The following is a 12634-nucleotide window of genomic DNA, read 5'->3' on the forward strand; positions in this document are numbered from 1 at the left end:
CGCGGCCACCCGCCGTGGGCGCCGTGTCCGTGACCGATCGACCCGAGATGAGTGGTGTCCTGTGCTCCTGACCAGCCTCCTGCTGACCCTCCTCTCGGTGGTGGCGGCCGTCCCGGCCTCCCGGGCGCTGGGCAGGGACGCGGGCTGGGTCCTGGCCGCACCCCTGCTGGCCGCGGCCGGCGTGCTGATCGCGGCGTGGACGGGCGACGTCCGGACGGAGCACCATCCGTGGATCCCCGCGGTCGGGGTGGACCTCGACCTCCGGCTGAACGGCCTGGCCCTGGTGTTCGCCATGATCGTCCTCGTCATCGGCGCCGCGATCCTCGCCTACTCCAGCCGGTACCTCAGTCGGGACCGCACGGAGAGCCGACCCGGCTCCTTCTACCTGCTGATGACCGCGTTCGCGGCGTCGATGCTGCTGCTGGTGCTCGCCGACAACATCGTGGTCCTCTTCGTCGCGTGGGAGTTCACCTCCTTCACCTCCTTCTTCCTCATCGGGCGCTCGGGGGACCATGCCCGCGACCCCGCGATCCGGACCCTGCTCGTGACCGTGGGCGGCGGCCTCGCGCTGCTGGCCGCCGTCGCCCTCATGGCCGTGCGGACCGGCACTGCCTCGCTGTCCGGGGTGTTGGCCTCGGACGTGTGGTCCGAGGCGGGCTTCACCACCACGGTCGCCGTCCTGCTGGCGGTGGCCGCGTTCACCAAGTCCGCCCAGTTCCCGTTCCAGGCGTGGCTGCCGGACTCCATGGTGGCCATCTCCCCGGTCTCCGCCTACCTGCACGCCGCGGCGATGGTCAAGGCCGGCATCTTCCTGCTGCTGGTGTTCAGCCCGGTCCTGGCCGGGAACCCGGTGTGGTCCGCGCTGTTGATCGGCTCGGGCCTCATCACGGCCCTGCTGGGCGCCGTCTCCGCGATCCGTCGCCACGACCTCAAGGGTCTGCTGGCCTACTCCACGATGAGCCAGTTGGGCCTGCTGGTGACCGCCATCGGCATCGGCACCCCCGTCGCGCTTACCGCGGCGATCGTGCACACCGTGGCGCACGCGCTGTTCAAGTCGGCGCTGTTCATGCTGATCGGCGTGGTCGACCACGAGGCCGGCACCCGCGACCTGCGAGAGCTCGCGGCCCGCCACGTGCGCATGCCGGTCACCGGCACGGCGATCGCCGTCGCCGCCCTGTCGATGGCGGGCATCCCGCCGCTGTTCGGCTTCATCTCCAAGGAGGGCCTGGTCGAGGCCGCTCTCGGGACCCCCGGTCCCGCATGGCTCCCCGTCCTCGTCACCGCCGGCATCGCCCTGACCTCCGTGTTCACCGTGGCCTACTCCGGCCGTCTCGTGCTCGGCGCCCTGGGCCTCTGGGGTCCAAGCCCGGACGGGGCCGCCCATTCGTGGCCGACCGGCCGGGAGGACGAGGTCCACGAGGCTCCTGCCACCTTCTGGGGCGTGCCCGTGCTGGCCGCGGCCGCGGGCGTGGCCCTGGGCCTGCTGCCCGGTGTGCTGGACACCCCCGTCTCCTACGCGGCCGAGGCCGCCTCCGGCGCGGAGGTGCACGCGCACCTGGCGCTGTGGCACGGCGTGAACACGGCCCTGCTCGTCTCCGCCGCCATCATCGTGCTCGGTCTGCTGCTGGTGGCCTTGCGCCGCCCGGTGGAGCGCGTGGCCTCCCACGCCGCCCTGCCGTTCTCCGCCCTGGATGCGGTGGACGAGGTTCGGCACCGGCTGATCGGCGTCGGCGCGGTCGTCTCGCGCGCCTCCGGCACCCTGGCTCCCCGCCCCCACCTCCTCATCCCCGCCCTGGTCCTGGGGCTCCTCGCCGTGGCCGGTGTCGCCACGATCGAGGATTTGCCCGCCGTCGTCGGCCAGCCCTCGCGCTGGCACGACTGGGTGCTGGTCGTCTTGGTGGGTGCCGGCGTGATCGCCACCATCCGCGCCAAGACGCGCATCGCCGCCATGGTGGTGGTCGGCGTCGTAGGGTTCGGCATGACCCTGTGGTTCCTCACCCTCGGCGCCGTGGACGTGGCCCTGACCCAGCTGATGGTCGAGGTGCTCACGGTGTGCGTCATGGTGCTGCTGCTGCGCCGCCTGCCCGCCCGCTTCAGCGACGAGCCGACCCCGCGCAGGATGCAGGCGGTCCTCGCCGCCTCCGTCGCCGGCGTCGCCGCGACCCTGGGCGTGCTCGCGTTCACCGGCCGCTCCAGCATGTCGGAGATCGCCCACTTCTACCTGACCCAGAGCTATGCCCAGGCTGGGGGGACCAACGTGGTGAACGTGATCCTCGTGGACTTCCGCGCCGTGGACACGTGGGGCGAGATGACCGTGCTCGGGGCGACGGCGCTGACCATCGCGGCCCTGTTGCTCAACCGTCGGCCGACGCCTCCACAGCCCTCCGCCGTGGACATGCGCTCCCCACTCGCCCACGTGCGCGAGAACCTCGTCCACATCCGGGTGTTCGGCCGTGTCTTCGGCGTGCTGATCATCCTGCTGTCCGCGTTCCTGCTGCTGCGCGGGCACTACGAGCCCGGCGGCGGCTTCATCGCCGCACTGGTCGCCGGTGCCGGCTACGCCCTGCTCTACCTGGCCGCCGACTCGGACACGGCCCCGGAGTTGCGGTGGCCGTACCTGGCCTTCATCGGCTCGGGCATCGCCGTCGGCACCGCGACGGGGATCGTCGGTTACCTCACCGGCAAGGGCTTCCTCGGAGCCGCGGGAGTGAAGGTCCTGGACTACGGGCTCTCCACCACGCTCGCGTTCGACATGGGCGTGTACCTGGCCGTGATCGGCCTGATCGTGGCCGCGTTCTCCCTGCTCGGCCCCGAGCGGCCGGGTGAGGACCCGCTCCGCGCCTCGAGCCGTGACCCCGGCGTCGCGCCGGCGGCCCCGTCCTCCGATCCCTCGGCCCCGACCACCACGACTGCACGAGAGGAGGTCACCCGATGACCGTCGCCCTTACCGTGGGACTTCTGACCTTCGGCGCGTTCTACCTGTTCTCCAAGCGCGAGCTGCTGCGCGTGATCCTCGGCATGGTCCTGCTGGGCCACGCCGCCAACCTGGCCATCATCGCCGCGGGCGGCACCGACCGCCGCGGGCTGCCCTTCGCGGGGACCTCAGACGTCGAGGTGCAGGCCGATGCCCTGCCGCAGGCCTTCGTCCTGACCGCTATCGTGATCGCCTTCGCGATCACCGTGCTGCTGCTCGCGCTGGCCGTCACCGGGCGCGCGGACGACGCGGTGGCCTCGCCGGGGGAGACCCGCGACTCCCTGGAGCAGGCCGCCGCCGACGCACGCTTCCCGCGCGAGGAGCGGCACGCCGCGGCCGGCCGGATCGCGCAGCACTACGCCGGCCAGGGCCCGGAGGTGCGTCGATGAGCGCCGTCCCGCTGGGCCAGCTGCTGCCCCTCTTCGCCGCCGTCCCGCTGCTGTCCGCCGGTCTGCTCGTGCTGGCGGGGGAGCGTCCCCGCCTCCACCGGGCAGTCCTGTTCGCGGTGCTCGGACTCGTCACCACCGGCGGGCTGGCCCTGGGCGTCCACGCCCTCGACGGGTCCGTGCTCGCCACCTCGCTGGGCGGCTGGCCCGGGGGCATCGGGATCGGCTTCGCAGCGGACATGCTGTCCGCCCTGATGCTCGTGCTCACGAGCGCCCTCACGATCGTGGGCGCGGCGTTCGCCTACGGCTCCCGCGTCGCTAACTCCCAGTTCTTCGCCCCGCTGCTCCTGATCCTCATCGGCGGAGTCAACGGCGCCCTGCTGACGGCGGACCTGTTCAACCTGTTCGTGTTCATCGAGGTCATGTTGGTGCCCAGCTACGGCCTCTACGTCCTCTCCGCCAACCGCCGTGAGCCCCTGCGCCGAGTGGACGGGGCGCGGCTGTACGTCACCCTCAACCTGCTAACCTCCACGATCCTCCTGGTCGGCGTCGGCTTCGTCTACGGGCTGACCGGCTCGGTGAACCTCGCGATGCTCGCCGGGTCCGCCGCGGCGGACCCACGCATCGCGATCGCCGCGGGCATGGTGCTGTTCGCACTGTCCATCAAGGCCTCGGTGGCCCCGCTGCACGGCTGGCTGGCCTGGGCGTACTCCTCGACCTCCCCGGCGGTGACGGCCCTCTTCGCCGCCCTGCACACCAAGGTCGCCGTGTACGGGCTCTACCGGATCTACTCCGTCATGTACGACGGCGATGCGCGTCTGCTGCCGCTCATCCTGGTCCTGTCCCTCGCCACCCTCGTGGTGGGTGCGCTCGCCTCGGTCGGTGAGCACGGTGTGCGCGCCGTGTTGTCGTGGCAGATGGTGAGCGGCATCGGCGGCATCCTCGTCGGACTCGGGCTCTCCACGCGCCTGGGTCTCGCGGCGGGCCTGTTCTACCTCGTGCACCACATGGTGGCGATGGGCTGCCTCCTGATGGCGGCCGGCGCGATCGAGGTGCGCTACGGCACCGGCCGTCTCGCGGACCTGCAGGGCCTGGCCCGGCGCGAGCCGCTGATCGCCGTCGCCTTCTTCGTGGGCCTGCTCTCCCTGGTCGGCATCCCGCCCTTCTCCGGGTTCGTGGGCAAGCTCATGCTCGTCAGCGCCGGCCTGGACGCCGGCCGCGGTGTCACCGCTGCGCTGGTGCTGGGCGCCTCCCTGGTGAGCCTGTGGGCTCTGCTGCGGGTGTGGGACGCCTGGTTCTGGGGCGCTCCGACGGCCCCACACGGGCACCGCGAGCGCCTGGCCACCGCGGCCATGCCCATCGTGGGCCGGGCGGGCTCCGTGCCGTCGCCCTCCGGCCGCGGCTCGAGCACCGACCACGAGCGCACCGAGTCGTGGGCCTCGCAGGAAACCCTCGATCCGCCCACGGGCGTGCTGCCGGTGACCGTGGATCCGGACGAGGACGTCACGCGCTCCCGCATCCCAGGCCGGCTGGCCGCCCCCGCCGTCGTCCTAGCTATGGCCACCCTCGCCCTCGGGCTCGGCGGTCAGGCCCTGTGGACCGTCACCGACCTCGCGGCTCAGGGCCTGATGGACCCCAGCAGGTACATCGAGGCGGTGCTCAACCCATGAGCACCGCACTCCCGCAGCCTCCGGAAGGAGACGCCCCCATGCACACCGTCGCCCCCGCCGACGGGACCGTCGACCTGGCGCCCGGCACGGCCTCCGCCGTGTCCTGGCCTTGGCGGTGGCTCGTGTTCTGGTGCTGGTACGCGTGGGCCCTGGTGACCTCTTCGAAGGCGGTCATCAAGGACCTCGTCACCCCCGGCGTCCAGGCGCGCTCGGGCATCGCCCGCGTGCGCAGCAACTGCCGCACGGACGCCGAGGTCACCCTGCTCTCGGCGCTGATCACCCTGACGCCCGGCACGTTGACGCTGGGCACCCGGCGTGCCGGCGCCGTCGGTGACGAGGACGGTGACCCGGACGCGCGGCGCCTGCTCTACGTGCACGGCCTGTACGCTGACGACGCCGACGCCCTGCGCGCGGAGATCCACGACATGGAGGCGCGCATGCTCCACGCGATGCGGAAGACGGGGGTGGCATGATGCCCTTCGCCTACGACTGGTCCCTGGTGGGGATCGACCTGGCCATCGCGCTGCTGACCGTGTCGGCGCTCGTGTCCGCGTACCGGATCGTGGTGGGCCCGCTCGACGCGGACCGCGCGGTCTCGGGCGACCTGCTCACGTTCAGCGTGCTCGGGATGCTCGTGCTGTTCGGCGTCCGGGCGGACAACCCGTGGACGTTCGACTTGGTCCTGATCGCCGCGGTCGTGGCCTTCCTGTCCGGCATGTCCCTGGCCCGCGCGCTCACGCGCGGCAAGCGTTGAGGAGGTCGCACCCGTGGACGTCGTCCTGACCGCCGCCGGCTCCGTGCTCGTGGTGATCGGAGCCCTTGCGTTCGTCACCGCGGGACTCGGTCTGATCCGGTTCCCCGACCCCTACACCCGCGTCTCCGCCGTGGGCACCGCCGGCGGCGTCGGGATGATCCTGATCGTGGTGGGCGCCCTGCTACTGGCCCCGGGGGTGGCCGCGTTCGTGAAGGTGGCCCTGATCGTGGTGCTGCAGCTGGGCTCGGCCTCGGTGGCCACGATGGCCCTGGCCCGTTCGGCCTATCTCACGGGGGTGCCCATGAACCCCGGGCACTACGACGAGCTCGCCGAGGACACCCCGGGGCGCGAGCACGGCGAGCCCGCTCCCCGCGCGCCGGACGAGGTCTGAGACCGCCCGCACGCGGCGTCGGCCCGGCCCGTCCCGTCTCCCGGGGCGGGCCGTGCCGCCTCAGGGGCGCGGCGCCAGGACCAGGTTGGTGATGCGGGCGGTCGAGAGCCGCCGGCCCTGCTCGTCCGTCATCACCACCTCATGGGTGACGAGGGTGCCGCCCAGGTGGACGGCGGTCGCGGTGCCGGTCACGAGGCCCGAGCGGACGGCCCGGTGGTGCGTGGCGCTGATCTCGACCCCGACGACGTTGCGGTCCGGCCCGGCGTGGATCTTCGCGGCCATCGAGCCCAGGGACTCGGCGAGCACGAGGTGGGCGCCGCCGTGCAGCAGCCCGACGGGCTGCTCGTTGCCCGCCACGGGCAGGGTGGCGACGGCTCGCTCGGCCGTGAGCTCGAGGAAGCGCAGACCCATCTTCTGGGCGAGGGGGCTGATCGCCGCGCCGCCGAGGGCGGTGACAAGCTCGGGCGTCAGACCGGCCTCGGCGCAGGCCGCCTCCAGCTCGGCGGGGCTCAGCTCGGGGGTGACGCCGGGGCGGTACACGCGCTCGGAGGCGGCGGGGGTGGTCTCGGTGTGCTCACTCATGAGCACTAGGCTGGCACACGCGACCGGCGCGCCCCGCGCCGCGCGCCGAGAGGAGACGTGAGCACCCATGGCGGCAGATCCGACCCCAGAGGCCCCGCAGCGGCTGCTGGTCCTGGACGGGCACTCGATGGCGTTCCGCGCGTTCTACGCGCTGCCCGCCGAGAACTTCGCCACGGACACGGGCCAGCACACGAACGCCGTGTACGGCTTCACCGCCATGCTCCTGACCATGATCCGGCAGCAGCGGCCCACGCACGTGGCCGTGGCGTTCGACCTCTCCGGGCCCACGTTCCGCTCCGAGGAGTACGGTGAGTACAAGGCCGGCCGCTCCGAGACGCCCGCGGAGTTCGCGGGCCAGATCGAGCTGACCGTGAAGGTCATGGAGGCCCTGGGCATCCCCACGCTCACGCTGGAGGGCTACGAGGCCGACGACATCGTGGCCACTCTGTCCGCGCGCGCCGAGGAGGCGGGGTGGGAGGCCGTCGTCGTCTCCGGTGACCGGGACGCGTTCCAGCTCATCTCCGAGCGCACCACCGTGCTCTACCCCAAGAAGGGCGTCTCCGACATCCCGCCGATGGATGCGGACGCCGTCATGGCCAAGTACGGGGTCGCCCCCGCCCAGTACCCCGAGCTCGCGGCCCTCGTCGGCGAGGCCGCGGACAACCTGCCCGGCGTGCCCGGCGTCGGTCCCGGGTTCGCCGCGAAATGGCTGAAGCAGTACGGGGACCTCGACGGCGTGCTCGCACACGCGCACGAGATCACGGGCAAGAAGGGGGAGGCGCTGCGCGAGCATCTCGAGGACGTGCGCCGCAACCGCCGCCTCAACGCCCTCGTGCGCGACCTCGACCTGCCGATCGGGCTCGAGGCAATGCGGCTCGAGATGCCCGAGCGCGAGCCCGTGGAGGAGCTGTTCGACGCGCTGCAGTTCAACCGCATCCGGGAGCGCGTGTTCGAGGTGTTCGGCGAGCGGGTGGGCGAGGACGCGCCGCCCCCCGAGGTCGAGGCCGCCCCGGAGTTCACCGAGGCGACGACGGCCGAGGACGTGCGATCCTTCCTCGCCGCCGAGGCCGGCAACCTGCTCGGCGTCCACGTGGACGTCGAGGGCCCGGCCCTGCTGCCCCGCCGCAAGGTGCCCGTGCCCGGCACGTTCGGCACGCCCGTCGGCGTCGCGCTGGTGGGCGAGCACGCGGGCCTGCACGTCACCCTCGACGGCGACGCCCCGGACCCGGCGCTGGTGGCCGCCGTGCGCGAGGCCCTGGGCGAGGGCGGACTGGCCAAGGCCGTGCACGACCTCAAGCGCACGCTCAAGGCGCTGGCCGCGCCCACCGAGGGCGACGGGCTCGGCCCGGACGCGGCCCTGGACGGCGTGGTGGACGACGTGCTGCTCTCGGCCTACCTGATCCAGCCGGACCGGCGGGACACCTCGCTCGAGGCGCTGGCGGAGGCGCATCTGCACACCCCCCTCACCGCCCCGCGCGAGTCCGCTCAGCAGCGGGCGCAGGGGTCGTTCGACCTCGACGGAGGTCAAGCCGCCGCCGAACGGGCGGACCGCGCCGCGGACGCCGTGCGGGCCGCCTGGGTGGTGCGCCGTCTCTCGACCCAGTTCACGCCCCAGGTGCTCGACCGCGGGGCCCAGCGGCTGCTGCAGGAGCTCGAGATCCCGCTCTCGCGGCTGCTCGCCCGGATGGAGCTGACCGGCATCGCCGTCGACGTCGACGCCCTGACCGGCCTGCGCGAGGACTTCACCGACGCCGCCGACGCCGCCAAGGAGTCCGCGTGGGCGTCCGTCGCGGAGGAGACCGGCGGGATGCAGGTCAACCTCGGCTCGCCCAAGCAGCTGCAGGAGGTGCTGTTCGAGCGGCTCAACATGCCGCGCACGCGCAAGACGAAGACCGGCTACTCCACGGACGTGGACTCGCTGCAGGACCTGCTCGAGCAGACCCGGCACCCGTTCCTCGAGAACCTGATGGCCCACCGTGACGCCACGAAGCTCCGGCAGACCGTGGAGGGGCTGCTCGAGACCGTCGCCCCGGACGGCCGCATCCACACCACCTACTCGCAGACCGCCGCCGCCACGGGCCGGCTGTCTTCGCTGCACCCGAACCTCCAGAACATCCCGGTGCGCACCGAGGCGGGCCGCCGCATCCGTGAGGTGTTCGTGGCGGACGAGGTGGCCGGCGAGCAGGCCGTGCTGCTCTCGGCCGACTACTCCCAGATCGAGATGCGCATCATGGCGCACCTGTCCGAGGACGAGGGGCTGATCCAGGCCTTCCGCGAGGGCGAGGACCTGCACTCGTTCGTCGGCTCGCAGGTGTTCGGCGTGGACCCGGACGACGTCACCGCCGAGCAGCGCGCCAAGGTGAAGGCGATGAGCTACGGCCTGGCCTACGGGCTGTCCTCCTTCGGGCTGTCCAAGCAGCTGAAGATCTCGGTGGACGAGGCGCGCGGCCTCATGAAGGGCTACTTCGACCGCTTCGGCGGCGTGCGCGACTACCTGCGCGACGTCGTCGCGCAGGCCCGACAGGACGGGTACACCTCGACGATCGAGGGGCGCCGCCGCTACCTCCCGGACCTCAGCTCGGACAACCGTCAGCTGCGGGACATGGCCGAGCGCGCCGCGCTCAACGCCCCCATCCAGGGCTCGGCCGCGGACATCATCAAGCGCGCGATGCTCGACGTGCAGGCCGGCCTCGAGGAGCACGGGCTGGCCTCGCGCCTGCTGCTGCAGGTCCACGACGAGCTCATCCTCGAGGTCCCGGCCGCCGAGCTCGAGAAGGCCACGGCGCTCCTGAAGGAGCGGATGGGCCGGGCCGCCGAGCTCTCCGTGCCGCTCGACGTGCACGTCGGCCAGGGAAGGAGCTGGCATGACGCCGCACACTGACGCGCCGGAGGGTCCGTCGCTGCGGCGGCTGGCCGACGCCGCCGAGGACCGGCTCGGCGAGCACGGCCTCGCGCTGCGTGACCTCGGGGTCCTCGGCCCCGAGGACCCCGCCGCATCGCACTTCGCGGCCGCGGTCGAACGGGGCTTCTACGAGACGGTGCCCACGGGCGCCGCGCTCCGCCAGCAGCTCGAGGCCCACGCGGCCGACGGACGGCGCCGGCTCGGCGTCTACGCGCCGGGGGACGACCCGGCGGCCCGCCGCCCCGCCGCCACCTTCGAGGACTTCGTGCAGCCGCTGACCACGTCGCCCGGCCGCACCGTCGACGCCTGGCTGATCACCGACGTGACCGTCTCGCCGGACGCCCGCCGGCGCGGCGTGCTGCGGGCCATGATGCTCAGGTCCCTCGCGGACGCCCGCGACGCCGGCCTGTGCGCGGCCGCCCTGACCGCGACCGAGGCCGCCATCTACGGCCGCTTCGGCTTCGGGGCCGCCACCCGGTGGCACGCCGTGCGGATCGACGTCTCGGGCGCCCCCGCGTTCACGGGCGCCCCGGCCGGCGGGCGGGTCACGGTCGAGGAGCCGCGGGAGATCCCCGGCCTCGTGGACGAGCTGTACGGGCGGGTGCTGCCGGCCACCCCGGGCTCGGTCCAGCGGACCTCGTTCAGCGTGCCTCGCTGGGAGGACCGCGAGGCGAGTCGGAACGAGGGGCGCGGCTCGGGGCTGTACGCGGCGGTCCACCGCGACGACGACGGGCGGGTCCAGGGCGTCGCGCTGTATCGGTTCGAGGGCTGGGAGAAGGAGCCGCCCACGATCACCGTCACCGCGTTCCTCGCGGCGACCGCCGACGCGCGGCGCGGGCTCGTCCACCACCTGGCCCGGCTGGACCTGGTCGAGCGGATCGAGTGGGGCCGCGCACCCGAGCCCGGTTGGCTCGAGGCGCTCTTCGTCGACGAGCGGCGGGTGAGCCGGCACCGCGGCTCCGACGACCTGTACCTGCGGGTCCTGAACCTGCCCGCCGCCATGGCGGCCCGTGGCTGGGCGGGCGACGGGGAGGTCGTCGTCGCCGTCGAGGACGCGCTCGGCGCGATCGACGGGACGTGGCGGCTCACCGTCCGCCAGGGGCGCGGCGCCGCCGAGCGGCTGGGCCCCGCGGCCGACGCCGTCCGCATGGGCGCGGGGCTCCGGCTCGACGCGGCCCGGTTCTCCGCGCTCTGGCTCGGCGGGCACTCCCGCGGGGCCGGCGCCGCGGTGCTGGCGGAGGCCGGTGTCGTGGCGGAGCTGCGGGCCGGCGCGGCGGAGGCGTTCGACGGGCTTGTGCGACCCAGCCGACCCCTGCACACCCTCGTCGGCTTCTGATACGCTGGACGAGCACATTCGTGCGCGTTTGATACATGTCCATCACGACCCACGCCGGGTGGGGCCCCTCTGGTGCCCGGATGCCGCCCACCGGCGGCATCGATCCCGACGTGACCCCCGATCCCAACGGAGTCCCTCCTACATGACCACCACTTCCAACGCCCCGCAGGTCGCCATCAACGACATCGGCTCTGCCGAGGACCTGCTCGCCGCCATCGACGCGACCATCAAGTACTTCAACGATGGCGACCTCGTCGAGGGCACCGTCGTCAAGGTGGACCGCGACGAGGTCCTGCTCGACATCGGCTACAAGACCGAGGGCGTCATCCCGTCCCGCGAGCTGTCCATCAAGCACGACGTGGACCCGGACGAGGTCGTGGCCGTGGGCGACACCGTCGAGGCCCTGGTCCTCACCAAGGAGGACAAGGAGGGTCGCCTGATCCTCTCGAAGAAGCGCGCCCAGTACGAGCGCGCCTGGGGCGACATCGAGAAGATCAAGGAGGAGGACGGCGTCGTCGAGGGCACCGTCATCGAGGTGGTCAAGGGCGGCCTCATCCTCGACATCGGCCTGCGCGGCTTCCTCCCGGCCTCCCTCGTGGAGATGCGCCGCGTGCGCGACCTGGCCCCCTACATCGGCCAGAAGCTCGAGGCGAAGATCATCGAGCTGGACAAGAACCGCAACAACGTGGTCCTGTCCCGCCGCGCCTGGCTCGAGCAGACCCAGTCCGAGGTCCGCTCCAACTTCCTCCACAAGCTGGAGAAGGGCCAGGTCCGCAACGGCACCGTGTCCTCCATCGTCAACTTCGGCGCCTTCGTGGACCTGGGCGGCGTGGACGGCCTCGTGCACGTCTCCGAGCTGTCCTGGAAGCACATCGACCACCCGTCCGAGGTCGTCGAGGTGGGCCAGGAGGTCACCGTCGAGGTCCTCGAGGTGGACATGGACCGCGAGCGTGTCTCCCTGTCGCTGAAGGCGACCCAGGAGGACCCGTGGCAGCTCTTCGCCCGCACCCACGCCCTCGGCCAGGTCGTGCCGGGCAAGGTCACCAAGCTCGTGCCGTTCGGTGCGTTCGTCCGCGTGGAGGACGGCATCGAGGGCCTCGTGCACATCTCGGAGCTGGCCTCGCGCCACATCGACACCGCCGAGCAGGTCGTGTCGGTCAACGACGAGCTGTTCGTCAAGGTCATCGACATCGACCTCGAGCGTCGCCGCATCTCCCTGTCCCTCAAGCAGGCCAACGAGGGCGTGGACCCCGAGGGCACCGAGTTCGACCCGGCGCTCTACGGCATGGCCGCGGAGTACGACGAGGAGGGCAACTACAAGTACCCCGAGGGCTTCGACGTCGAGACCAACGAGTGGATGGAGGGCTTCGAGACCGAGCGCGCCGCCTGGGAGCAGCAGTACGCCGACGCTCAGGCCCGCTGGGAGGCCCACAAGGAGCAGGTGCGCCGCTCCCTCCAGGAGGAGGCCACCGCCGGCGCCGACGCCGGTGCGGGCCTGGGCGGCTCGTCCTACTCCTCCGAGGCCCCGTCCTCGGACGGAGGCACCCTGGCCTCCGACGAGGCCCTCGCCGCCCTGCGCGAGAAGCTCACCGGCAACTGATCGCCGCGGTGCGTGACCGTCCCTGACGGCCCGCGCCGA

At 72.6% G+C, this 12634-nt stretch carries 10 protein-coding genes; 9 read left to right on the forward strand and 1 reads right to left on the reverse strand.

What is annotated here, in order from left to right; translation table 11 throughout:
* Positions 1-61: 61 nt before the first annotated feature.
* Genes CITRIK5_RS04190 through CITRIK5_RS04215 form a run of 6 tightly spaced genes read left to right on the forward strand, consistent with a single transcriptional unit; the run spans position 62 to position 6175 of the window.
* The gene (locus CITRIK5_RS04190) at positions 62-2935 is read left to right on the forward strand and encodes a DUF4040 family protein (RefSeq protein WP_044658966.1); all 2874 of its coding nucleotides are present in this window, start codon (positions 62-64) and stop codon (positions 2933-2935) included.
* Positions 2932-3363 carry a cation:proton antiporter subunit C gene (locus CITRIK5_RS04195; RefSeq protein ID WP_010078750.1) on the forward strand — a complete coding sequence of 144 codons (432 nt, stop codon included), beginning with the start codon at positions 2932-2934 and terminating at the stop codon, positions 3361-3363. Before CITRIK5_RS04190 ends, CITRIK5_RS04195 begins: the two co-directional genes overlap by 4 nt.
* Positions 3360-5030, forward strand: a complete 1671-nt coding sequence (locus tag CITRIK5_RS04200; protein WP_010078749.1) for a monovalent cation/H+ antiporter subunit D family protein — start codon at positions 3360-3362, stop codon at positions 5028-5030. The genes CITRIK5_RS04195 and CITRIK5_RS04200 overlap by 4 nt, the downstream gene beginning before the upstream one ends.
* Positions 5031-5068: 38 nt before the next feature.
* Entirely contained in the window at positions 5069-5503 is a 435-nt protein-coding gene (locus CITRIK5_RS04205; RefSeq protein ID WP_010078748.1) for a Na+/H+ antiporter subunit E, read from the forward strand.
* On the forward strand, positions 5500-5784 hold the full coding sequence (locus tag CITRIK5_RS04210) for a monovalent cation/H+ antiporter complex subunit F (protein WP_010078747.1): 285 nt from the start codon (positions 5500-5502) through the stop codon (positions 5782-5784). Before CITRIK5_RS04205 ends, CITRIK5_RS04210 begins: the two co-directional genes overlap by 4 nt.
* Before the next feature lie 13 nt (positions 5785-5797).
* A complete protein-coding gene (locus tag CITRIK5_RS04215; RefSeq protein ID WP_123243863.1) occupies positions 5798-6175 on the forward strand; it encodes a monovalent cation/H(+) antiporter subunit G in 378 nt (125 codons plus the stop codon).
* 60 nt (positions 6176-6235) lie between these two features.
* Here the strand turns inward: CITRIK5_RS04215 and CITRIK5_RS04220 are convergent, their stop codons facing one another.
* A complete protein-coding gene (locus CITRIK5_RS04220; protein WP_036382804.1) occupies positions 6236-6757 on the reverse strand; it encodes a PaaI family thioesterase in 522 nt (173 codons plus the stop codon).
* A 67-nt stretch (positions 6758-6824) separates the two neighbouring features.
* Here CITRIK5_RS04220 and polA point away from each other — a divergent pair, with 67 nt between their 5' ends.
* The 3 genes from polA to rpsA all read left to right on the forward strand — a co-directional run bounded on the left by polA (position 6825) and on the right by rpsA (position 12595).
* Positions 6825-9638, forward strand: coding sequence for a DNA polymerase I (gene polA, locus CITRIK5_RS04225; protein WP_123243862.1), 2814 nt, complete (start codon positions 6825-6827; stop codon positions 9636-9638).
* Positions 9622-10995: a GNAT family N-acetyltransferase gene (locus tag CITRIK5_RS04230; protein ID WP_123243861.1), complete on the forward strand. Its 1374-nt coding sequence runs from the start codon at positions 9622-9624 to the stop codon at positions 10993-10995. The genes polA and CITRIK5_RS04230 overlap by 17 nt, the downstream gene beginning before the upstream one ends.
* 142 nt (positions 10996-11137) lie before the next feature.
* On the forward strand, positions 11138-12595 hold the full coding sequence (gene rpsA / locus CITRIK5_RS04235) for a 30S ribosomal protein S1 (protein ID WP_036315338.1): 1458 nt from the start codon (positions 11138-11140) through the stop codon (positions 12593-12595).
* Positions 12596-12634 lie beyond the last annotated feature (39 nt).

The sequence above is a fragment of the Micrococcus sp. 116 genome (genome assembly GCF_902506395.1).
Taxonomy (GTDB): domain Bacteria; phylum Actinomycetota; class Actinomycetes; order Actinomycetales; family Micrococcaceae; genus Micrococcus; species Micrococcus luteus.